This window comes from Algimonas ampicilliniresistens, from assembly GCF_030159955.1.
Taxonomy (GTDB): domain Bacteria; phylum Pseudomonadota; class Alphaproteobacteria; order Caulobacterales; family Maricaulaceae; genus Litorimonas; species Litorimonas ampicilliniresistens.
On record NZ_BSNK01000002.1, the window covers coordinates 977,011 to 1,000,283 of the forward strand.

The 23,273-nt window shown below is 55.2% G+C and carries 23 protein-coding genes; 15 read left to right on the plus strand and 8 right to left on the minus strand.

Translation table 11 applies throughout. The features are described 5' to 3' along the window. Positions 1-90 precede the first annotated feature (90 nt). From QQL54_RS12570 to QQL54_RS12590, 5 genes are all read right to left on the minus strand, one after another. Positions 91-642, minus strand: coding sequence for a hypothetical protein (locus QQL54_RS12570; RefSeq protein ID WP_284391282.1), 552 nt, complete (start codon positions 640-642; stop codon positions 91-93). 38 nt (positions 643-680) lie between these two features. Continuing rightward, positions 681-2,138, minus strand: a complete 1,458-nt coding sequence (locus QQL54_RS12575) for a Do family serine endopeptidase (protein WP_284391283.1) — start codon at positions 2,136-2,138, stop codon at positions 681-683. 175 nt (positions 2,139-2,313) lie between these two features. Then, entirely contained in the window at positions 2,314-3,132 is an 819-nt protein-coding gene (locus QQL54_RS12580) for an inositol monophosphatase family protein (RefSeq protein WP_284391284.1), read from the minus strand. Positions 3,133-3,204: 72 nt separating this feature from the next. Next, positions 3,205-3,606 carry a helix-turn-helix domain-containing protein gene (locus QQL54_RS12585; RefSeq protein WP_284391285.1) on the minus strand — a complete coding sequence of 134 codons (402 nt, stop codon included), beginning with the start codon at positions 3,604-3,606 and terminating at the stop codon, positions 3,205-3,207. Between the two features lie 193 nt (positions 3,607-3,799). Continuing rightward, positions 3,800-4,699, minus strand: a complete 900-nt coding sequence (locus QQL54_RS12590; RefSeq protein ID WP_284391286.1) for an N-formylglutamate amidohydrolase — start codon at positions 4,697-4,699, stop codon at positions 3,800-3,802. 193 nt (positions 4,700-4,892) lie between these two features. Here QQL54_RS12590 and QQL54_RS12595 point away from each other — a divergent pair, with 193 nt between their 5' ends. Next, positions 4,893-5,252: a response regulator gene (locus tag QQL54_RS12595; RefSeq protein ID WP_284391287.1), complete on the plus strand. Its 360-nt coding sequence runs from the start codon at positions 4,893-4,895 to the stop codon at positions 5,250-5,252. 95 nt (positions 5,253-5,347) lie between these two features. On the opposite strand, the gene QQL54_RS12600 is transcribed toward QQL54_RS12595, so the two are convergent. Continuing rightward, a complete protein-coding gene (locus tag QQL54_RS12600; RefSeq protein ID WP_284391288.1) occupies positions 5,348-6,202 on the minus strand; it encodes an MBL fold metallo-hydrolase in 855 nt (284 codons plus the stop codon). 66 nt (positions 6,203-6,268) lie between these two features. On the opposite strand from QQL54_RS12600, the gene QQL54_RS12605 reads away from it, so the two are divergent. Together QQL54_RS12605 and QQL54_RS12610 are read left to right on the plus strand one after the other, a co-directional pair. Further along, entirely contained in the window at positions 6,269-6,595 is a 327-nt protein-coding gene (locus QQL54_RS12605; RefSeq protein WP_284391289.1) for an ArsR/SmtB family transcription factor, read from the plus strand. Then, complete coding sequence (locus QQL54_RS12610; RefSeq protein ID WP_284391290.1) at positions 6,592-7,137, plus strand: rhodanese family protein; 546 nt, start codon at positions 6,592-6,594, stop codon at positions 7,135-7,137. Before QQL54_RS12605 ends, QQL54_RS12610 begins: the two co-directional genes overlap by 4 nt. A 118-nt stretch (positions 7,138-7,255) precedes the next feature. Here QQL54_RS12610 and QQL54_RS12615 read toward each other — a convergent pair whose 3' ends face one another. After that, positions 7,256-7,795, minus strand: coding sequence for a GNAT family N-acetyltransferase (locus QQL54_RS12615; protein ID WP_284391291.1), 540 nt, complete (start codon positions 7,793-7,795; stop codon positions 7,256-7,258). Positions 7,796-7,990: 195 nt separating this feature from the next. On the opposite strand from QQL54_RS12615, the gene sdhC reads away from it, so the two are divergent. From sdhC to QQL54_RS12650, 7 genes are all read left to right on the plus strand, one after another. After that, the gene (sdhC, locus tag QQL54_RS12620; RefSeq protein ID WP_284391292.1) at positions 7,991-8,377 is read left to right on the plus strand and encodes a succinate dehydrogenase, cytochrome b556 subunit; all 387 of its coding nucleotides are present in this window, start codon (positions 7,991-7,993) and stop codon (positions 8,375-8,377) included. Continuing rightward, positions 8,374-8,718: a succinate dehydrogenase/fumarate reductase transmembrane subunit gene (locus tag QQL54_RS12625; RefSeq protein ID WP_284391293.1), complete on the plus strand. Its 345-nt coding sequence runs from the start codon at positions 8,374-8,376 to the stop codon at positions 8,716-8,718. Before sdhC ends, QQL54_RS12625 begins: the two co-directional genes overlap by 4 nt. A gap of 10 nt (positions 8,719-8,728) precedes the next feature. Beyond that, positions 8,729-10,513, plus strand: coding sequence for a succinate dehydrogenase flavoprotein subunit (sdhA, locus tag QQL54_RS12630; RefSeq protein WP_284391295.1), 1,785 nt, complete (start codon positions 8,729-8,731; stop codon positions 10,511-10,513). 3 nt (positions 10,514-10,516) lie between these two features. Continuing rightward, positions 10,517-10,858 (plus strand): hypothetical protein, encoded by a 342-nt coding sequence (locus tag QQL54_RS12635; RefSeq protein WP_284391297.1) that lies wholly within the window; start codon positions 10,517-10,519, stop codon positions 10,856-10,858. Positions 10,859-11,307: 449 nt separating this feature from the next. Next, complete coding sequence (locus tag QQL54_RS12640) at positions 11,308-13,713, plus strand: hypothetical protein (RefSeq protein ID WP_284391299.1); 2,406 nt, start codon at positions 11,308-11,310, stop codon at positions 13,711-13,713. A gap of 933 nt (positions 13,714-14,646) precedes the next feature. Beyond that, positions 14,647-15,942, plus strand: coding sequence for a replication-associated recombination protein A (locus QQL54_RS12645; RefSeq protein WP_284391301.1), 1,296 nt, complete (start codon positions 14,647-14,649; stop codon positions 15,940-15,942). A 49-nt stretch (positions 15,943-15,991) separates the two neighbouring features. Continuing rightward, positions 15,992-17,566, plus strand: coding sequence for a PAS domain-containing hybrid sensor histidine kinase/response regulator (locus QQL54_RS12650; protein WP_284391303.1), 1,575 nt, complete (start codon positions 15,992-15,994; stop codon positions 17,564-17,566). A gap of 140 nt (positions 17,567-17,706) precedes the next feature. Here QQL54_RS12650 and QQL54_RS12655 read toward each other — a convergent pair whose 3' ends face one another. After that, the gene (locus QQL54_RS12655) at positions 17,707-18,276 is read right to left on the minus strand and encodes a carboxymuconolactone decarboxylase family protein (RefSeq protein ID WP_284391305.1); all 570 of its coding nucleotides are present in this window, start codon (positions 18,274-18,276) and stop codon (positions 17,707-17,709) included. A 220-nt stretch (positions 18,277-18,496) separates the two neighbouring features. On the opposite strand from QQL54_RS12655, the gene QQL54_RS12660 reads away from it, so the two are divergent. From QQL54_RS12660 to QQL54_RS12680, 5 genes are all read left to right on the plus strand, one after another. Continuing rightward, positions 18,497-19,330, plus strand: a complete 834-nt coding sequence (locus QQL54_RS12660) for an enoyl-CoA hydratase-related protein (protein ID WP_284391307.1) — start codon at positions 18,497-18,499, stop codon at positions 19,328-19,330. 331 nt (positions 19,331-19,661) lie between these two features. Further along, the gene (locus QQL54_RS12665; RefSeq protein ID WP_284391310.1) at positions 19,662-20,390 is read left to right on the plus strand and encodes a DUF4197 domain-containing protein; all 729 of its coding nucleotides are present in this window, start codon (positions 19,662-19,664) and stop codon (positions 20,388-20,390) included. A gap of 158 nt (positions 20,391-20,548) precedes the next feature. Continuing rightward, a complete protein-coding gene (locus tag QQL54_RS12670; RefSeq protein WP_284391312.1) occupies positions 20,549-20,869 on the plus strand; it encodes a hypothetical protein in 321 nt (106 codons plus the stop codon). Positions 20,870-20,973: 104 nt separating this feature from the next. Next, positions 20,974-22,416 (plus strand): cell envelope integrity protein CreD, encoded by a 1,443-nt coding sequence (gene creD / locus QQL54_RS12675; RefSeq protein ID WP_284391314.1) that lies wholly within the window; start codon positions 20,974-20,976, stop codon positions 22,414-22,416. Between the two features lie 75 nt (positions 22,417-22,491). Next, on the plus strand, positions 22,492-23,271 hold the full coding sequence (locus QQL54_RS12680) for a succinate dehydrogenase iron-sulfur subunit (protein ID WP_284391316.1): 780 nt from the start codon (positions 22,492-22,494) through the stop codon (positions 23,269-23,271). The last annotated feature ends 2 nt before the right edge of the window (positions 23,272-23,273 follow it).

Genomic DNA, 23,273 nt, shown 5'->3' on the forward strand with positions numbered 1-23,273 from the left:
TGTTGCCTCTCAGCTCCGTACTTTCGAAGCCATCATCAATGGCTGCGGCGGCATTTTGGGGGCGTAGAGCTTGCAGAATAGTGCCGCGGGCTAATCTGCCTCGATAGTGACGCGAACAAATGTCCCGCCATACCAATTGCCCGTTGGCTCATCGTCAGCGTTAAATTGGCGCGACATCATTGTGTATTCATCGTCTGAGACCCAATCATACTCGTAGATACGATAGGTCCCGTCTGGTTCATCTGTGAACGCAATGCGGTTTATCAGATTTCCTTCTGTGTCGATCTGCCCCGTACCAACGCCCGTCCGACTCTCGCCGAAATGGGATAGGTGATGCAGGGTTTTATGCGCGGGATCGGCCACCCAGAAAATTTGGCCTTTAAACCCGCCAGCATCGACCGCGCAGGAAACGCTGCTGAATGTATTGGCCGTCGTGCAGTGGGTCAGATGATTTGGAATGGACAGCGTCTCAACCGTATCGCCGTCCCAGACTTGCTGGAACCGGTCATCTTTCAAAGTCCAAACCCCCAAGAATTGAGAGAAGCCGGACTCTGCTGCGTCTCCGGCCAGCGCCTGCGAGCCCGGCGAGAAGCCGAGCCCGAAACTGGTGATAGCGGCGAGGATAAGAGGCAGACGTATCATTCACTTGCTCGCTCAAGCGTGTTCAAAAGACAGCGGGATTAGCGCACACCCAGATAAGCCGTCTGGCCATCCCGTTCTACGACCAGCGCATAAGGGCCATCATTATCTTCGATAAAGGTTTGAAAGCTCTTCAGATCCGTGAGTTTGGTCCGATTGATACGGCGGATAATGTCGCCGCGCTGTAAGCCCGCCCGTGCCGCACGGGACGCCCGGCGAACATTGGAAATATAGACACCCTCATTGCCATCTCGCAGATCGAGATCATCCGGAATCCCCGTAATCGTGGCGCCGGAGAAGCTCTGCATGGACGGAATATCGTCGGCGACAGAGGCGTCCAATACGTCATTATCGTCCTCAATAGCTTCGAGCGTAATTCGTGTCGTGCGGCGTTTGCCGTCGCGAATATAGGTGATGTCAGCCTCAGCGCCCGGTGACAGCAAGCCAACCGCATTGCGAAGATCAGAGCTGTCTTCCATCACTTCGCCATTGAAGGCCACAACTACGTCTCCGCTTTCAAGGCCGGCTTTTTCGGCTGGGCTGCCTTCCGTCACATTAGATACAAGCGCGCCGCGAATGGACTTAAGATCCAAACCTTCGCGCAGTTCCGGTGTCAGATCACCAATCAGCACACCAATCCGTCCACGTCTGACTTCGCCAAATTCTGTGAGCTGCCCCATGACAGAACGAATGATGCGGGTCGGGACGGCAAAGCCGATACCGGCGCTGCTGCCGGAACGAGACACGATGGCCGTATTGATGCCAATCAGCACGCCGCGCGAATTGACCAGCGCTCCGCCGCTATTGCCGGGATTAATCGCTGCATCGGTCTGGATGAAGTCCGAATAATTATCCTGCGACGCCCGATTATCCCGACCCAAGGCCGAGACAATGCCGCTGGTGACGGTGGAGGACAAGCCGAACGGATTGCCAACAGCAATCACATAGTCGCCGACCATCACATCGTCTGTGTCAGCAATGTCGAGCGCTGTGAGATTTCGAGCGTCAATTTTGAGTAGGGCTAAGTCGGTCTTCGGATCAGCGCCAATGACTTCGGCCATAAATTCGCGGCGGTCCTCGAGTCGAACTTCAATCTCATCAGCGCCGTCAATGACATGATTATTCGTCAGGATCAGACCTTCGCGCGCATCAACAATGACGCCTGAGCCGAGCCCGGCCCGAGGACCCCGGCTGCGCGGATTCTGACCGAAAAAGCGCTCAAACAATTCGCGCTGATCGTCATCCATCTGATTGCTGGGACTCTCAGTGACTGTATTGATCGAGACAACAGCTGGGGTCACTTTGGCCAGTAAGGGTGCCATGGTCACGACGCCGCGCCGAGAATCGAAGGTCATAGATGAGTTGTTATTGCCGAACAGCTGAACGGGCTGGAACGCTGGGGCAGATTGATCGGGCGTATCCACAAGCACCTGGGACATGGCGACCGGGGTAGCGATAAGGCCGATGGCGGCCACAGACAGAATAAGAGCCTTTTTCAAGGGAAACTCCTTCGCGAGACGAAAATTGGTAATCTTATGGAAAGATATGAAGCGAAGGGCCTGAACCGCAAGTGTATGCGACAGAAAGTGGCGAAGGTTTAAGGTTGTTCAAACTTTCGGGATGTCGAAATCAGCCTGATCTCACCGTAGTCCCTGATCTGAGCATAACCCAAGTCTAAGTCATGGCCCGACCGAGATAGGTATAGAGCTCAGGCATCAAGTCCGGTGAGCCGCAGGCCACCAACCGTGGGCCATCCTTCGGATTGCCGCCATGCCAATCTGTAATGACACCGCCCGCGCCGATCACGACGGGCATCAGGGCCCGCACATCGCAGGGCTTCATCTCCGCTTCGATCACCAAATCCATTCGTCCCTGCGCGAGCAGAACATAGCCGAATGCGTCGAGGCCGAGTCGGGAAAAGGCGACCCCGCTTTGGATGATTTTATAGGCGGCCAATTCTCCGGGTCCGAACATGCCAAAAGGTTGGGTGCAGCCAAGGCGCGCGTCGGAGAGCCTCTCTATGGTGCGCACCGAAAGCGGCGTCGATGTGCCGTCGTCCCGGATCAGAGTTGATGTCGGCTTGTTCGAAAGATCCCCTAAGGCACGGATTCCCATCGCGGGTAGGTCAACTAAACCCAGTACAGGCTGGTCGTCCTGCGATAGTGCGATCAGCGTGCTCCAGACGGGAACACCCGCGACGAAGCCGCGCGTGCCATCAATCGGATCAAGCGTCCATGAAAAGGCGTTGGAGCCAACATGGTCTGGCAGTTCTTCGCCTTCGATAGAATCATCAGGAAATTGCGCGCGGATCAGGCGGCGGAGTTCGCGTTCCGCCTCAACATCGGCCTGAGTGACCGGATCATATCCGGGCTTTCCTTCCGACGGCGCCTTGTTCTGCGCGGAAACGCCAGAGCGAAACAAAGGGAGGGTGATGGCGCGCGCAGCGTCCGACAATGTGTCGAAGAAGGCGAGGCGGTCAGAAATAGCGGTCATGTAGAGCGGTTAAGCCGACATCCGCTAATTTGTAAGCCCGTCCTCAGATTTTTCCGAGGACGGCTATCGTACTTATTGAACGACCAGACGCAGAGCTGGTTTCGTTGCCGCTTCTAAGGACTTGGCGAGGTCGAGCAGATGTTTGCGCGGCGCTTCACCCATGGAATAATAGGCCCGCACTAAATCCATCGTCTCTTTCTTCGACAGGACGTCGGAGGCGATATTAGCCGGGTCTTCCCCCAGATAGGCGTCACGGGCCGACAGGCCTTCGTAAAAATACTGTACCGGAACCGAGAGGGCTTCGGAGAGTTCAAACAGGCGAGCTGCCGAGACGCGGTTGGCCCCGCATTCATATTTTTGGATCTGTTGAAACCGAATGCCGACTTGTTCGGCAAGTGTTTGTTGGGTCAGCCCTAATAGGCGGCGGCGGCGGCGTAAGCGCTTGCCGACGTGAAGATCGATGTCGCTGGTCATGTTACTATCCTCGAATTGCGTCTCGCCTCTTAGGAGAGCAATCGTCGTGCCAGCATCGCCCCGGTTGTTCGCCTCATAAGGGAGCGATTTCGGCCATTCTGACTCGCCTAACAGGGTTAATGACCGTCAAATCGGCTCAGTTAACGCTATTCTGTGTCGTTTTCGGACAGGTCGGGGGTGTAACATAGCTCTTTTACTGGGCTGCCAGCGCTTGAGGGGCCCGGCTGTCGATAATTTGACGGACAATATGAGACATTCGGTCGGCTAAGTCATCATAGCCGCGCTTTGGGGCGAATGTGATCGGATTGAGATAGAGATCGCGATTGATTTCCATCTGGATCACCTCGACGCCTGTGTCGGGCTTCCCATAATGTTCCGTCACATATCCGCCCGCATAGGGGTAGTTTACGGCGACGGATAAACCCTCAGCCTGCAAGATTTGACGCAAGTTGAACAGGGTTTCAGGATGGCAGGACTGTCCGAAGCGATCGCCGAGAATAACGTCCGGTCGTCGCGATCCCATCGGCGCAAAGCCTGGCATAGAATGGCAATCAACCAATAAGGCCTGACCGAACCGGGACTGGGCTTCATCAATCAGCGTTTTCAAGGCTGCGTGGTAAGGGTGGTAAAGCTGATCGACCCGTGCCCTCGCATCGGCGCGACTGGGCGGACGGCGATAAATCGGTGTGCGCTCGCCAATATGGGTGGGGACAACACCAATCCCTGCTTGGGCGCGGGCGCTTTCTTTAATGGGGCCATCGCTCCAGACTTCTGGGAGTTCATCGGGGGCCCGGTTCACATCGACATAAGATCTGGGAAAGCGCGCGCTGAGTAGAGGGGCCCCGGCCGCCACAGCGCCTGACACGAGCCGATCAACATACATATCTTCGTTTCGGCGCAATTGCGCCGACGACAGGATCGACGCGTTGCGAAAGGCTTGCGGATAGATATTGCCGGAATGGGGTGAGGCGAAGATGACGCCAGCGCGCCAGTGGTCGGGTCGGTCAATGTCATGACCCGGCGTCAGCGCGCGCAAACAGTCACGGGCTTCGGCGCTGAGCGCAGCTTTTCGCGGGTACGGGCTCTTCATCATCCAATAACCCTAATAGAAAGATTGGCGCTTAGTCAGGGTTTTTTAAGTCGCACCAGCCTATTCAGCGACGAACATGCGTCAGGATCGCGACCCAATTATGGGATGATCAGTTGGCGACAGGGATATGATTTGGCGCTCGCAGTTGCGCCTATTTTTGGGTAACCTTCGACTGACGAAGGGTTGGGATTAGACTATGGCGACGATTCTCTATGCCGAAGACGATGCGGATATGCGCCGTTTCTTCGAAAAAGCGTTGGAAAAAGCGGGTCACAGTGTGATCGCCTGTTCCGACGGTGAGCGGGCCTTACGAGCCCTGAAATTTGCGGATGGGGCGTTTGATTTGCTTCTGACCGACATCATGATGCCGGGTGTCGACGGAATTGAACTCGCCAAACAGGCCGAAGTCTTGTCACCGGGCATCAAAGTCATGTTCATCACAGGCTTCGCCGCTGTCGCCATGAGCGACGCCCGCGCCGCAGAACAGACCGTCCTGTCCAAGCCCGTGCATCTACGCCAGTTGGTCAGCGAAGTGGACCGCCTGATCGCGGCCTAATCAGCTGTGCTAACTCAGTACGCTTGCTAGAAAGCGTGCAATCGATCCCGCTGAGATCATTTTGCGCTTAATCGGCCCCGCGGCGACCGTGTCGGCTATATCCGATTAACTGGCAATTTCAGATAAATATGGCCGTCATCTTCTGCGGGCGGCAATGCGCCGCCTCTTATGTTGACCTGCAAGGACGGCAGTATCAGCTGCGGTACTTGTAGTGTTTTATCTCTGGCTTCGCGCAGCGTTACGAAACTCTCTTCATCGTGATCATGTAGGTGGATGTTCGACGCTGATTGCTCAGCCACTGAACTTTCCCATTCAAACGTGTCGCGATTTCTTGGAAGGTAGTCGTGCCCGACAAAGATACGGGTTTTGGGTGGCAAGCTGAGAATTTTCTGAATCGATTTATATAAGGTCCGGGCATCACCGCCCGGAAAGTCGGCCCGTGCGGTTCCATAATCTGGCATAAACAATGTGTCGCCGACGAAGGCCGCGTCTTCGATCACATAAGTCACGCAAGCGGGCGTATGGCCCGGTGTATGCAAGACATCTATGATGCTGGATCCGAGTGGAATTTGATCGCCATCTGCAAATAACGCGTCAAAGCATGATCCACCCACACACACATCTTTTGCATTGAAGATGGTTTGAAACAGGGTCTGAACCTGCCTGATTTTCTGACCCATGCCGATTTTGGCGCCAGTCTGCTCACGTACATAATCGGCCGCTGAGAAATGATCTGCATGTGCATGCGTATCGAGTACCCATGTCAGATTTAATCCGCGCGAACGGATGTCTTCGATAATCTTATCAATAGAGTGCGTGCGCACAGAGGCACTATGCGGTTCATAATCCAAGACAGGATCAATCAGGACAGCGTCTTTGGTCGCCGGATCGTCGACGAGATATGTCACCGTATTGGTGGTGGTATCAAAATAGGGTTCAATATTTATCATAACACGACTCCTAGGTCTCTATATATTCATACTTGCTAATTTAGCAATAACTAATATATAGAAATTATGATGAACACAGTCGAATCCCTGAATCCACAGATGTTTGAGAGCAAAGCGGATGATGCCGCCGCTTTGCTGAAAGCAATGTCCAACCCGCATAGGCTCATAATCTTATGCCGTCTTGGTGCATCTGAAGCGTCAGTTGGTGAGCTGCTGGTTGATAGCGGCCTGTCCCAATCCGCTTTGTCCCAGCATCTCGCTGTCTTGCGTCAGAAAGGCTTGGTTGAAACGCGCCGGGAAGCTCAAACAATTTATTACACCTTGGCGGACCCGGCTGTTCGCCAAATTATAGAAACACTCATGAAAATTTTCTGTCCGGAGATGTTAAAATGACAAGCCTTACAAAACTCAAACCAAATATCGCAGCCGACAGGCTTAAAGCGGGGAGCGCAATCTTAATCGATATTCGAGAGCCCGATGAATATGCACGTGAGCACATTCCTGGCGCTATTTCCCTGCCAGTTTCTGCGCTTCATGCCGCTGATCTGACTTTGGAAGCGGATCAGCATGCGATCTTTCACTGTAAGTCTGGGCGGCGCACAGACACGCACTGTATCCGTCTGGCGCAACATGTTGAGGGCGACGCATTTGTATTGGACGGTGGTTTGGAGGCTTGGCGGGCTGACGGTTTGCCGATTGAAAAAGACAGTAAAGCTCCCCTTGAAATCAACCGTCAGGTCCAGATCACAGCGGGGAGCCTGATCCTACTGAGCACCATTTTGGGCTGGTCTGTTCACCAAGGATTTTACGGCATCGCCGCTTTTGTTGGGGCTGGGTTGACGTTTGCAGGGTTGAGTGGCTGGTGCGGCATGGCAACCCTATTGGGCATCATGCCGTGGAATAATCAGAGCGCTGCTCAGTTAGCTCATGATTGAGCTGACCCCGAAATCATTGTCCTAATCGTGTTAAATGGCGCAATCGTTGAGTTGGCGGCAAAGATATTGGGACAGGCGGGAAGTAAACTGTGTCTCGTCTATACGAGCTAATGAACATTTATCTGGGAGCGCCCATGACCGACAGGGCGTGTTGGATGTCGATTTCCATGTGGACGACATTGCCAGCGGCGGTGAGCGTGCGTCCACCCAGCCATTTGAACAGAGACAAGGCCGCTTTGTTCTCGCGCAGGACGTCGAATTCGGCGTGTATGAAACCGTCGGTCAGGGCGTCGGAAAATAGGCATTGCATGAGGGCGCGCGCCACGCCCTGATGGTGATAGTCATCCAGAACGGCGATGGAGAAATCGCCGCGTGTGTCGGGTAAGGTGTCGGTTCGGATGATATGCGCGGCCGCGATGGCCGGCTTGTCGTCCAGGCTTGCATCGACAGCGCCCCAAGCCAGATGATCCTCATCGAAGTCTGTCAGGAGGGTCAGCACAGAGGGCGGCGCCTGTTTGAAGCCGGAGAAGAACCGCAAATAGCGGGACCGGTCTGACAAGGCGATGATGCCTGCTTCAATCAGGGCGGCATCGCCGTCTTGTAGCGGGCGCAGACACAGCGCGCGACCATCAGTCATTTTTGTGTGGATCGCCGTCATTACAGTGCGCCTTCGTTGATTGGTTCCTGACACATTGCCGATGATATGACTATGGCCCGCCCCTAGCCTATCATATCGAGCCCGTCATATAGCGTCTGCCAGACCGCGACGCGCCGCCGCGCCCGCACATCTACGCGTTGACCTTTCCGGTGCCCGGAGTAAACACACCGCCAAGCTGGAAGGAACTGATCTTACATGTCTTCTGAATGGAATGATCCGCGGCCAATGTCGCCGCATTTACAAGTTTGGCGTTGGCACGGGGCGATGCTCAGCTCGATCCTACACCGGGCGAGCGCGATCATTTGCTATGTCGCGCTGACCATTGTGTCGCTCGGCATCGTTGGCATGATGTTGACGGGCGGTATTCCACTGGCGCGGCTCATCTTTAGCCCCTTGGGGGCCATCGGCTTGTTCGTGTTTCTGTTCGCTTTCATGTTCATGGCGCTGGCGCAGTTGCGGCACGCGGTTTGGAATCGGGGTGAGCTGTTCGACCCAGAGCTGAACAATAAACTATCTTACGGCATGATCGTGTTGGCGCTGATCCTCGCTGCGGTCCTGACCTATGTGGGAGTGGCGTCATGAGCGCGCAGTCCGCCTCGCACGGCACAAAACATTTTAAGATGCACAGCCTGTCGGGCTGGGGCGTTATCATTGGACTGCCCTTTGCGGCGATCCACGCGGTCATGAACGTGCAGTACGGTGCGCACGGTATCAAGATGTGGCTGTCCAGTCCGCTTGGTGCGCTCGGCATGATCGCGTTTCTGTCTGCGGCTATCCTCTACTGCAAGTTAGAGATGGACGAGGTCATTATGGATTATTTCAGCGGTGGCCTGCGTCGTTTCGGCCTCTGGAAAAACACCGCCGTCGCCCTCATTTTGTGGCTCGCTAGCGTCGTCGGACTTGTGTCCGTCGCTTTCCTTTAAAGGACCCCCGATGACTACTTTCATCGATCACGAATATGACGTCGTCGTTGTCGGCGCGGGCGGCTCCGGCCTCCGGGCAGCACTCGGCGCGGCGCAAGCAGGGCTCAAGACCGCTTGCGTCACCAAAGTCTTCCCGACACGCAGCCACACGGTTGCGGCGCAGGGCGGTATCGCCGCCTCGCTCGGCAATATGAGCCCGGATGACTGGCGCTGGCACATGTATGACACGGTCAAGGGCTCAGACTGGCTCGGTGACCAAGACTCGATCGAATATCTCTGCCGCAACGCGCCAGACGCCGTGTATGAGCTGGAACATTGGGGCATGCCGTTTTCGCGCACCGATGAAGGCAAGATTTATCAGCGCCCCTTTGGCGGCATGATGCAGAATATGGGTCAAGGCCCAGAGGCGCAGCGCACTTGCGCCGCCGCTGACCGCACCGGCCACGCCATGCTGCACACGCTTTATGGCCAGAGCCTGCGTCACGAGACCGAATTCTTTATCGAATATTTCGCGCTCGACCTGATCATGGAAAAAGGTGTCTGCCGCGGCATTACGGCGTGGAAGCTGGATGACGGCACGTTGCACCGCTTTAAGGCACAGACCGTGATCCTGGCCACGGGCGGTTATGGCCGCGTCTTCTTCTCGGCAACGTCTGCGCATACCTGCACAGGCGACGGCAATGCGATGGTGCTGCGCGCCGGACTGCCGCTGCAAGACATGGAATTCATCCAATTCCATCCGACCGGCATTTACGGCGCGGGCTGCCTGATTACCGAGGGCTCACGGGGCGAGGGCGGTTACCTGACCAACTCTGAGGGCGAACGCTTTATGGAGCGCTACGCCCCGTCGGCCAAAGATCTGGCGTCCCGCGATGTGGTCTCGCGCGCGATGACGATTGAGATTCGCGAAGGGCGCGGCGTCGGCCCGAACAAAGATCATATCTATCTGCATCTGGATCACCTTGACCCGGCCGTGCTGGGTGAGCGTCTGCCCGGTATTTCCGAGACGGCGAAAATCTTCGCCGGCGTTGATGTGACCAAGGAACCGATACCGGTCCTGCCGACTTGCCACTATAATATGGGCGGCATCCCGACCAATTATCACGGCGAAGTCGTGACCAAAAAAGGCAAGAACCCGGACGCGGTTGTGCCCGGTCTGATGGCGGTCGGCGAAGCGGCCTGCGTGTCAGTCCACGGCGCGAACCGTCTCGGCTCTAACTCGCTGATCGATCTGGTCGTGTTTGGCCGCGCGGCGGGGATGCGCTGCGGCGAAGTGCTGACAGCTGGCGCGGATAAAAAGCCGCTCGCCGATGATGCGGGCGAAGCCTCCATTGCCCGGCTCGAAAAGTTCAAAGCCGCTGATGGCTCCAAAGGCACGGCAGAGATCCGGCTCGAGCTACAAAAAGCGATGCAGGCCCATTGCGCCGTGTTCCGCACCGAAGAGAGCCTGGCCGAAGGCGTCGAGAAAGTCACCGCGATTGCCGACGGCCTGTCCGATGTCTCCGTCGCGGATAAGACCATGGTCTGGAATACCGACCTGATGGAAACGCTAGAGCTCGACAATCTGATTGCGCAAGCCCGCGTTACTATCGCGTCGGCTGACAACCGCAAAGAATCACGCGGCGCCCACGCCCACGAAGATTATCCAGATCGGCTCGACGCAAAATGGATGAAGCACACGCTGGCTTGGTATGATGACGCCAAGAATAAGGTGAAGATCAATTACCGCCCCGTGCATGATTACACCATGACGGACGGGATTGAATATATTCAGCCGAAGAAACGGGTTTACTGATCCATGCTCCTCGCGATTGCCGGATATCTGGCGATCGCTTTGGGGGTCGTGCATTCCATCCTTGGTGAACGGCTGATCTTTTCACGCTGGCGCAAGACTGCGCCTGATATCCCCCGGCAACATCGCGGCATTATCTGGGCTAGCTGGCATGCGCTGACCCTGTTCGGCGCCATAATCGGGATCATCCTGATCCGCGTCCGGCTCGACGCCCACACGCTCATGATGATGGCCGCTGCGATAGCGTTCTCTGCGATCTTGGTCGCATACGGGACGCGGTGGCGGCATCCGGGATGGATTGTGCTGAGCGTGATTGGCGGACTGGTGGGGATTAGTGGGTTGGGCTGAAAGGCGGGTGAGGTTTGCGTGTCATCGCTTATCTGGAAGGCTACCCTTCCGCGGGGGGCAGAGTGTCACCCATGCCGCCAGAGTCGGCTGAATGGAAACGCACTAGCTTCCTAGTCCATACGAAACACTTTCAAAATGAAGTGCGGGTCGAATCCGTGGGGTGTTTGCAATGTAAAGCAAGGGGTGGAGGCCCAACTTGGGGGGGGCGACTTTTTGGTTTGCAGTGGCATCCAATTATCAATCATATTTCGGTCCGCTTTGGGGGCAAAGCGGACATTGGGTGAGTGTCTTAAAGCGCCCAAAATCAACCGTTGCAACAGAGAGCCATATCAGGCCAAAGTGAGCAAATGAATCTACCAGAAAATTAATAAGAAGTTGGGGCGCAGGTCCGTTTCAACCGCGTCACAAAACGTTGTTGTGGAAACTACTCTTCATGAAGAACTAATCGTATGAGCCTGACAACAGCACTTGCCCGCGCTAAAACCGAGGAAGACGTCAAGGACGCCTATATCGAGACGCTTGGCCTCAAAGGTGTATATAAGGGACTGGTCGATATCCAAACCCCTGAAATTTGGTTCGAGGCCAAAGAATCCCCTACGCCACCGCTGCTAATGTTCGCGCAATTGCTGGTTTACGTTCGTGCTGCGTTCAAACGTGGCGAGGCGATCCCAGGATTCCTTTGCGTCATGGACCGCGAGAAAGCGGCGCTGATGGCAACAGAGCATGCCCTACCGCTAATTAAAGACAAAAAACTTGACTGGCCTAAAGCCGCTTCTGCGGCTGACATGACGCTCGCAGTTCAGATCGCCCCAACCATCGAAACGCATTTTATTATCTACCAAATCGACGATTATGAAGCGGAGTTCATCAAGGCGACTAAGGACGCGATCAGACAAGGACGGATCATCCGCACGCCAATCACACCCGACAACTTGCGGCAGGTGTTCGACAGGTGGGTGGATATGGTTGGCGTTGAACTCGGCGTAGAAAACGAGGCAGATTACGCAGTTCTGTTCTTTGCCGACATCATGCATGACGGGCGCGATGAAGCGATGCGTGACCTTCCAGCCCGCCTCTTGTTCAGCGGCAATAAGCCCGTGTTCATCATCGGGGCCGACCAATACGAACTTGCCAGCGAACGTGGCTATCGCAATTTCTGGAACATTTACCACCGCCCACCTGAAAAGAAGCATCGGCATTATTTACTTGAACGACGCGACAGCCTGCTGCCGATGGACGAGCAAAAGTTCAAGGGCGCCTTCTACACCCCCTTACACATCGTCGACAAAGCCTATGACCAGCTGACCGCGACGCTGGGAAAGAACTGGCAGAAAAAATATATCGTGTGGGATATGTGTGCGGGCGTCGGTAACCTTGAGGCCAAACACAGCAACCTGCGCAATGTCTACATGTCCACACTGGATCATGAGGACGTGACAATCATGCGTAGCAACCCCGCTTTCGCAGGGGCTGAGATTTTTCAATATGATTATTTAAACGACGACGTAGATGATTTTGGTCAGATTGACTACGATTTGTCTGGCAAGCTGCCGCAGGCGCTGCGCAAAGCAATTGCCGATGCGCGAGAGGGGAAAAAAGGCGCGAAGCCGATCCTCGTGCTAATCAATCCGCCCTATGCAGAGGCGACGAACGACAACACCGCGAAAGGCGTGGCGAAAGATGGTTCTGGTGCAAAGAAAAGTGTTGCAAAAACTCGCATAGCCGCAAGCCTCAAGGCTGACTACGGCAAGGCCACGAACGAGCTATTTGCTCAATTTGTTGCGAGAATTGATCTTGAATTACCCTCGGCAATTCTTGCGATGTTTTCGACGCTAAAGTATGTGATTTCTCCGACTTTACAGAAGTTTCGAAATACTTGGCGAGCGCGACTCCTTGACGGTTTTGTGGTCCATAGCCGAGCATTCGACAGCGTTCCGGGAAACTTTCCCATCGCGTTCTTAGTATGGGACACCTCAGTCAACTCTGAAATCACTGATTTTGATGCGCGAGTTCTTGACAAAGACGGCCAAGAAGTATGTGAAAAATCGTTCGTCGTTAGCACAGGTCGAAAGCTATTGACCAAATGGATCGAACGCCCTCGCTCAAATCGTGAGGAGGTAGTTCCACTTAAGAATGCCTTAACAACCGCCACCGCAACAAAAGACCTGCGCGGCACTCGATGGTCAGACAATGCGATTGCATACATGTGGTGTAACAGCAACGACTTACAGCAAGCGAATAAGACGGCTCTGTTCTCATCCGGATTCAATGGCGGGCACGGAATTTTCGTTACCGAAGAAAATCTCTGGCAAGCCGCCATTGTCTTTTCCGTCAGGCGCTTAATCAAGCGAACATGGCTGAACGACCGTGACCAGTTCCTGCAACCCTCACAACCGCTGACTGACGAATTCAAATCGGATTGTCTTGTCTGGATGCTGTTCAATGGTAGCAATCTCACAGCAGGTGCTGACGAACTGCGCTGGAATGATCGGGATTGGTCCATCACCAATCACTTCATCCCTTTTACCGAAGGCGAAGTAGGCGCAAAGGCTCGGTTTGAAAGCGATTTCATGGTAGGCTACATGGCAGACATGGAATTCTCGGCCAAAGCGCAGGCCGTCCTCGACGAAGGCCGAAAGCTATTCCAGCGCTTCCAAGCAACCAGCTTTCCAAACAAGATCAGGCAGGAATTTAAACTGGGACGCGCGGACGCAGGTTGGTATCAAATCCGCCGCGCGCTCGAAGCCTACAGCGATACGGAATTAACCGACTTCGGTCCCTTCAAAGCTGCATATTCAGACCTATCTGCGAAGCTGCGTCCACAAGTCTTCGAGCATGGGTTTTTGCCAAGCTAGGTGATATTGCATGCCCGATGGGACGATCATGTTCCGGTCACCCTCAGCAAGGACGCTTTGGCTATTGCTCCATACTCTGGAACTGACGGCAACGGGGACCGATTAACTTGCACCTAGTCGATCTCCGCACATATCGATTTTAAGCCCATGCCCGAAATATCGAGTGGCGTAAGTCGCCTCAAGTAAGACTCTCGGCTAATGTCAGCTAAGAGGATTTAATGCCCAAAAACCAGATTAATTATTAGGTGAAACGTCTGCTTTGGTCTTCATCCCAAATAGCCCGTGCCGTTCGGCGTTTCCCTACTGTGAATCCCTTGGATTGCATCTCAAACTCCAAAACCAATCCACTCCCTCCCAACCCCATGGTAAACCCGTCCACCTCACGTCCCAAGGCATGAGGGGGACACATCAACCCTGAGTTCGGGACGGGAGAGACGGCGCGGGTGTGTCGGGTGGGTCGGGGTGACAGCTGACCAATGATTGGATGGGCTGATCTTTGATCTCTCAGCCAGCGATAGCCCGGTCTTCTGACCAGCGGCAGGTGATGTGCCTGCGGTCTGGCTCGGGTCCCGTGGGCGCTGGATCGAAATGGGTCTATGCCTAAGGGCGAGAGCCAAACATCTCGGAGAGGTTGCCCCTCACAGGGCGACGGTCGCTTCGGGTTAGGCCGCTCGGATGCCGGGCCTCGGATCGATCTGGCGTGTTGCGACCGCTGCGTCTGTCTTGATCGCGTGGGCTCTGCTCTGCGACGAAACGGTTATCTTACTCTATCCCGGTCACGGGACAGAGCCCACGCCTCATGTCCTTTTGGGTGGATGAGGAGACACTTTTTAGAGTGATGCTGACGACCGCCGTCAGTCGCAGGATGGTGTGTGGGCAGGCGATCCGTCATCGTTGCTTTCCCGCATCGCCTATCCACGCTACCCCGTCGCCATGACTTCCCTGTTCGAATCTGCTGGACTGTCTGACGGTGCGCCGCAGCCATTGGCCGAACGGTTGCGCCCGGCTGAACTGTCCGAGGTCATCGGGCAGGATCATTTGCTGGGCGAAGACGGCCCGATTGGGCGGATGATGGGGCAGGGGCGTTTATCGTCCATGATCCTGTGGGGTCCGCCGGGCGTTGGCAAGACGACGATTGCGCGGCTGCTCGCGCGCGATGTCGGGTTGGAATTTGTCGCGCTCTCGGCCGTATTTTCGGGCGTGGCGGATTTGCGCAAAGTGTTCGAGGCCGCCCGCGCACGGCGAGAGACCGGGGCCGGGACGTTGCTGTTCGTGGATGAGATCCACCGTTTCAACAAGGCGCAGCAAGACGGCTTTCTGCCCTTTGTCGAAGAGGGGGTGGTGACATTGGTTGGCGCGACAACGGAAAATCCGAGCTTCGAGCTTAACGCCGCGCTTCTGTCACGCGCGCAAGTGTTTGTGCTCAACCGATTGGATGCGGCGGCGCTAGAGGGATTGCTGGCGCGGGCGGAACGGCTGCTGGAGCGCGCCTTGCCGGTGACGCAGGATGCGCGGGCGCAGCTGATCGATTTTGCCGATGGGGATGGGCGCTATCTCCTGACATTGGCGGATGAGGTGTTCGCGCAGAAGGCAGAACTGGACGCGGCGGCGCTGGGCAAATTTCTGCAAAAGCGCGCCCCGGTGTACGACAAGAGCGGGGAGTCGCATTACAATCTGATTTCCGCGTTGCACAAATCGATGCGCGGTTCGGACGTTGATGCGGCGCTATATTGGCTCGCGCGGATGATCGATGGCGGCGAAGATCCGCGCTACCTCGCGCGGCGGATCGTGCGCTTTGCAAGCGAAGACATAGGCGCGGCCGATCCCGTCGCGCTGATGATTTCGGCGGAAGCGGCCCGGACCTATGAGCGGCTCGGCAGTCCGGAAGGCGAGCTGGCGCTAGCCCATGCGGTCATCCATTGCGCCACCGCGCCGAAGAGCAATGCGGTCTACACAGCGTGGAAAGCGGCGAGCGCACTGGCGAAGAGAACGGGCTCAGTCGCGCCGCCCAAACATATTCTCAACGCGCCGACCAAAATGATGAAGTCGCTCGGCTACGGCGCGGGCTATCAATATGATCATGATGCAGAGGACGGGTTTTCTGGCGCGGATTATTGGCCGGACGAGATGGAGCGCGTGGCGCTCTATCAGCCGAAACAGGCGGGCCGGGAAAGTGCGATCGCGGACCGGATGGCGCGCTGGCAGGCGCTACGTGAGGGCCGCAAATAACGCGCGTCAAAAGACTGTCATAAAGGAAATAGACCCTATAGATGGAATCATGACCGCTTTGTCGTCATCATCTGCGCATCCGATTGTGCCGCAAGGCAGCACGCTGGATCTGCTCAAGCATGTGCTCGATGTGCTGCCCAACCCGGTCTATGTGAAAGACCGAAGCCATATTTGGGTTGAGGCCAACAAAGCCTTCTGTGATCTGCTCGGTCGTCCGCGCGACGCTCTGCTCGGTAAGTCAGATTATGATTTTAACCCGCCCGAACAGGCGGATATTTTCTGGGCCATGGATGATGAGGTGTTCCGCACGCACGGCAAGAACATCAACCAGGAAGAGACTGTGAACGCTCAGGGTGAGACGCTGTGGGTGCAATCGCAGAAAAGCTATTTCTGCGCTGAAGATGGTTCTGAATATCTCGTCGGGGTTCTCACCGATCTGACAGACATGAAAGCGCATGAGGCTGAGTTGGCAGAGGCTGAACAGGATGCGTTGGCGGCTGCGCGAGCCAAATCTGAGTTCCTCGCCAATATGAGCCATGAAATCCGTACCCCGATGAACGGTGTTTTGGGTATGACCCAGATCCTGCGCGGCACAGAGTTAAGCGAGATGCAGTCGGAACTGGTCGAGACTTTAGGTCGATCGGGCAATGCGCTGCTGAGCTTGATCGACGATATTCTCGATTTCTCAAAAATCGAAGCGGGTCAGTTGCAACTCTCGCCGGAGCCGTTTGAATTGCGCAGCATGGTGGACGATGTGGCGGTGCTACTGGGGACAGTAGCGCGCGACAAGGGGCTGGACCTGTTGGTCAAATTTGCGCCGGGACTGCCCGATATTGTTATCGGGGATGCTGGGCGGTTGCGTCAAATCATGATGAATTTGATCGGCAATGCCGTCAAATTCACAGACGCTGGATATGTCTGTGTGGAAGTCGACGGGCAGATCAACGCTGACATACTGCAGCTGTCGGCCAGTGTGTGTGACACAGGCATTGGCATCGCTGCGGATAAGCTTTTGACGATTTTTGAGAAGTTCCAACAGGCGGATGGGTCGACCACACGCCTCTATGGTGGCACTGGGCTGGGACTCGCAATTTCTCGCGACTTAGCATTGCTGATGGACGGTACACTCACGGCGACATCTGTGCCGGGCGAGGGCGCGCGATTTACGCTTAATGTGGCTCTACCCATCGTGGACGGGGCAGCGGCTTGTGCTTTGGAGACCCCCGTCGACCCATCGCTGGAGAGATTAAAAATACTCGCCGTCGACGACATTCCTCTTAATCTCGATATTATCAAATCTCAGCTTGAACAGTTGGGATTATCTGCGGATGTCGTCGCGTCTGCTAAAGACGCTGTCGAACACCTCGTTGCCGCAGAAAAAGCCGGCGATCCCTACACGCTTTTAATCACAGATTACCAAATGCCAAATTTGGATGGATTGAAACTGGCGCAGTCTCTGCGTAAATATCCGCGCTTCGCCAGTCTCGCCATTATTGTCATGTCGTCGGTGAACGATGCGACCGTGAAGGCAGGATTTAAATCCGTGGGCGTCGAAGACTATCTCGTAAAGCCGATTGTGATGACAGACTTTAACCGAATGCTCTCGCGGCTAAGCAGCGGTTAGGGAGTATCTCCTAGCGATCTCTGAGAGAGTGCTCTCTGATCCCCGGTTTTTCCAGCCATGCTAATAAGAAAGCGCCGCCGCCCGGGGAGAGACGACGGCGCAGACAGCCTAGTGATGAGGACGGGTGTGAAACCCGGGGACTAGGCCGCTTGACGAACCTCGTCACGGCTCCAAGCATTTGGTTGGAAGGCCGTGTCTAGCGGCGTGCTCGCGATATGGTTTGTATAGTTGGACAAGACTTTAAACGCCGTGCCGAGAACGACTTCGAGCACTTGCTGTTGACCATAGCCAGCCGCGAAGAATGCATCGAGATTATCTTGAGTTGGCCAGCCGCGAGTCTCATTTACGACGCGGGCGAACGTGCGTAGCGCTTCAAGCTTCGCCTCAGCAATCGGCGTATTGGTGCGAAGGCTTTCGATGACGTCAGCGGGAACGCCAGTCGCTTGGCTGATCGTCGTGTGGGCGGCCATGCAATAGTCGCAGCCATTGAGCCGGTTGTTCGTCATCAGTACGATTTGCTGCTCGGTTGGGGAGAAGCTGGTCTTGTTCAAAAGTTCACCGAGCTGAGCATAGGCATTCAGCAAGGATGGGGCTTCGGCCATGGTTGCGAACAGGTTCGGGATAAAGCCAAGTGACCCTTGCGCGCCTTTGAGAGTCGCTTGGGCGGTTTGCGGGGCGGAGTCGACGGTGTGAAGTGTGAAGTCAGTCATGATGGTCTCTTTCGTTTGGGTCTGGTCGACCCTGCGATCGGGTTAAGTGATTAGTTTTAGACCGTTCGGTCCATTTCTATTTGGACCCACTGGTCCAGTATTTCAAATCACAACGCATCACGTCCGATCACAGCCGTGTGAGCATCCGACTTTTGATGAGGCAATGATCGCGTGGACGCGACGGAGGCGGGCGGTTAGTCAGGATTCAAAGGAGACCATCATGTCAGACATCGTTCTATCGTCCCGAGATTCAGACGTCGGGTCCGTTGCAATTGTCACGCTGAACCGGCCCAAGGCGATGAACAGTTTCAACATCGCGCTGTTCCAGCGGATGGTCACAGTGTTCGACGAGCTAGACCGAGACGACAGCGTTCGGGCGATTGTTCTAACGGGGCAGGGTCGGGCCTTTTGTGCGGGCGCGGACATTTCGGATGGATTTGGCTCGGCTGGGTTGGATTTTGAAGCGGAACGAGTGGACGGTGTGCCGCGCGATACAGGCGGCGTGCTAAATTTGGCGATCGCTCGTCTCGATACGCCAGTGATAGCCGCGATCAACGGATCCGCTGTGGGTGTAGGTCTAACCATGACGTTGCCGTGCGATATTCGGATCGCCGCGCGGAAAGCGAAATATGCGTTCCCTTTTGTCCGGCGCGGGATTGTCTTCGACGGGGCAGCGAGCTTTTATTTACCTAAACTGGTCGGGTTTTCCAAAGCGACGCAATGGTCCCTCACCGGGTCTTTCATCGATCCCGAGGATGCGCTGAACGCGGGTCTATTCTCTGAATTACATGACAATGAGGCCGTCTTGCCGCGCGCGATGGAACTGGCGCGGGACATTGCCATCAACTGCTCACCGGAAGCTGTGTCGCAAAATAAACGCCTGCTCCGGGCTACAATGCTGGGGCACGGCACACTCGCGACCGAACCCTTCACAGCGCATATGGCGGAGAGCGATTTGTTAGAGCAGATGTTTGTCGCGCCAGATTGCGAAGAGGGTGTGCGGGCGTTTTTGGAAAAGAGAGCGCCACGCTTCGCTGATCGTGATACGGGTTAGGAGACGCTAGAGTATATTAATGTTTGTAAGGCTGTGGTTGCGATCGTGAGAAGGATAAGATCATGAATGAAAAGCAGAGAGCGAACTGGTTAAATATTCGGACCAAAGGTTACTGGCACTTTGTCATCGTGAGAGGCGTTTTGTTTTGGGGTATAGTCACGGCCTTCATTTTCTCGGCACTCATGTCGGTTTTCAATGAGCCCAGCTTTCTCTTTTATCTACTTCTCGCCATTCCAACCTTCATGATCGGAGGGCTTTTTTGGGGTATGTGGACTTGGGCGTCGGCTGAAAAATCCTATAAGATACGTCAATCACAAAAGAGCCCGTCATTATGACTCAAAGTCGAAAATTTGACCGACGTTTCGTCCTTTTGGGCGTTTCGGCTCTGTCCCTCACCGCGTGCGAAACCCTCGACCCAGCGCTAATCGAAAGCGTGCTCGGATCAGGCGCGTTAACGGAAGGGGATGCGGCTCTCGGTATTCGTGCCGCGCTCGACAATGGCGTCGGGAATGCGCTGAGCAATCTTGGGCGTCGTGACGGTTATTTCGGCAATCCCACTGTCAAAATCCCGCTTCCCGGCGTGTTGCAAGACTTACAGGGCTATCTGGCGCCGATCGGGGCAGATGGATTGTTGGTAGAATTGCAGCAGCAGCTGAACCGCGGGGCTGAGAAAGCCGCCCCTATTGCCCGTGATATTTTCATCGATGCGGTGCGGGGCCTGACGATTCAAGATGCGATCAACATTGTTCGCGGTCCAGATACTGCGGCGACGGATTATCTCCGTGACCGGACGACGACCAGCCTAATCAATCTGTTCTCGCCGATTATGGAGAGCGCTCTAGCCGATACGGGGGCGCTGCGATTGGTCGATGATATTGATCGGCAAGTTCCTGTGGGACTTCTCACAGGGAGTGGGGTCGATCTGAAATCTGACCTCATTGGCCACGGCGTCGACTATGGGTTGCGCGGCGTTTTCCACTTCATTGCCGAAGAAGAAAAAGCCATCCGTAAAGACCCGGCGGCCCGAACATCCGCTATTCTGAGACGTGTTTTCGGTTAAATCAGCTTAATTCGGTACCGAAACGACCTAAAATCGATGGTTAATGCATTATTAACTTTCGTCTCCTGCCAATCTGTGATGACTATAATACCGGGTAGCGTTGACCCTCCCCTTTGGGGTCTACGTGTGGGGCGTAGACAGGTTTGGGGAGAACCATCTTGGCGACATTTGGGAAATTTTGGAAATCAGCAAAGCGGCGTCCGAGCGCACGGATCGACATTATCTTCGATGATGCCGATATCCCTGATCTATCAAACTCCGGAATGTTCATTGCCAGTGGTCTTCGCGCGGCGCGCGGCGCGCAAACGTCCCTTCGTCGCACGATCCTCAATGACGTTGCGAATGTCCTGCAATGCAGCCCAGATGAGCTGGGCTTTCTATTTATGGACCCAGTGATTGCTGCGAATGATAGTGATCCTGTCATGATGCCGGATTTCCACGCGACATTACAGAGCGAGACACGCGCGGCTGTACGCTGAGCCTTGGACTTGCCGCCACATGGTCGCAGTCTGACCTTGTTCAGCCATCATTCGGCCTAAGCTATTTATAACGACCTCCTGAGATTTATTGCTAGGAGGCTGTCATGATCAACCGTTCTCAATCCCCGAATCCGAGTTCGCCGCCGGGATCAGGCTCGCGGTCACTTGGGCTGAAGCTCATCGTGATTCTGGCGCTGATCGTGCTCATGGCTGTGCCGGTCATGTTCATATCATTCATCAGCTTTGAGCGGTCATCCCGCGCCGATGAGGTAACCCGCGAAGTGAGCCAAACTTATGGTGGTGAACAGCGATTACTGGGCCCCGTCCTCGTTGTGCCTTATCGTGAAACCCTGCACAACGGTGGAATTCGTGAGGGCGATTACATAGTTTCGGCTCTGATGGGTGAGGCAGTTCTGGACGGCGTCACAGTCGAAGAGAAAACTCGGTCTCTTTATAAGGTTCCGATTTACACGGCGGACGCAACATTCTCTGCGACTTTGCCAGATTTGAAAGAGACCTTGCCTCGACAAACGGGGCTCACCTTCGACATGGAGCAAGCCAAAATTGTCGTGGGGATTGGCGATGTGACGGGTCTCCGGTCCGACGCGAGTTTGACGGTTGGTGGCCAGACACTGACGTTCGAGCCATATTCAGGCGCAGCGCGCTTTGATGGATCCGACAGGATGTATGAGGTGGAAGCTGCGCGAAGACACACTCAGCAGCAATCAACAACGCCGCCCATTATTTATGATCGGTTAGATTCGGGCGGCGTAACGCTGCTCTCTGTTCCTGTGTCCAATTTGTTCAGCGAAGGCGAGACGACCGTCTCGGCACAAATTGCTTTTACAGGTGCGAACCGGCTTTCTGTTTTACCTTATGCCAAAAGTACGACGTTACGGATGAGTTCAGATTGGCCGCATCCGGGTTTTGCGGGCCGTTTTCCGCCCGGAGACCGAACAATCACGGAGACGGGGTTTTCCGCCGAATGGACCGTTCCATATCTACGGCGCGGTTTACCATCTCAAGGTCGGGCGGGAGAGCTGATGGGTTTGGTCCACGGCAACTCGGATATGCAGGTCAATTTCGTCAGCCCGCTCAACCCATATCAAACCGTCAATCGGGCGCTGAAATATGCGGTGCTGTTCATTGGTCTCGTCTTTCTCGCCTATTTCCTCATGGAAACCTTACTCGGTGTAAGAGTTCATCCTGCGCAATATCTGCTGATCGGGATCGCCCAGGCCGTGTTCTACCTGCTGCTGCTCGCCTTCGCTGAACATATCGGGTTTACTCTGGCCTTTCTATTGAGCGCCACCGCGACCGTTGCTTTGACAGCGGGCTATGCAGGCGCTGTCTTCGGGCGGGGTTTCATCTGGAAATCAGCGCTTGTCTTTGGATCGGTTTACGCCTTGCTTTTCGTGCTGATGCGTATTCAGGACTTTGCATTGATGGTCGGCGCACTGGTCAGCTTCGTCGCCGTTGCCGCGACCCTGTATCTGACGCGGAATTTGAACTGGTATGGCGACAAAATGCCTGACCTAGAACGGTGAATCCAATCGACTAAGGACTTCGTTTCTTACACAGACCCCGCTATAGAGCGGGGTCTATAGGAAAAGGATGTCCACATGGTTCAGCTCACGCTGCCCAAAAATTCTAAGATCGGCAAAGGCAAGGTCTTCAAGTCTGAAGGTGCGAGCGCAAATCTGCGCACGTTCAAGATCTATCGTTATGATCCATCGGATGGTGGTCAGCCGAGCTGGGATAGCTATCAGATCGACCTGAGCGAATGTGGACCAATGGTTCTCGACGCGCTGTTTAAGATCAAGAATGAGATTGATCCGACTCTCGCCTTCCGTCGATCCTGTCGCGAAGGCGTCTGTGGATCCTGCGCAATGAATATTGGTGGGCGGAACACGCTGGCCTGCACCCGCGCGATTGATGATGTGCCGGGCGGTGATGTGACAATCAGTCCATTGCCGCACTTGCCAGTCGTACGTGATCTCGTTCCTGACCTATCCAACTTTTACAAGCAGTATGCATCGATCGAGCCTTGGCTGCACACAACCGAAGCGGAACCCAAGGAAGAATTCCTTCAGACGCCTGAAGACCGAGAAAAACTAGACGGTTATTATGAATGTATTCTGTGCGCGTCATGTTCGACGTCTTGCCCGTCCTATTGGTGGAATGGCGATCGCTATCTTGGCCCCGCGGCGCTGTTACAGGCTTACCGCTGGTTGGTGGACAGCCGCGATGATGCCAAAACCGCACGGCTGGATGAATTGGAAGATCCGTTCAAGCTTTATCGCTGCCACACGATTATGAACTGCGCCAATGTTTGTCCCAAGGGTTTGAACCCGGCGAAGGCGATTGCTGAAATTAAGAAAATGATGGTTGAGCGCGCGTAGCA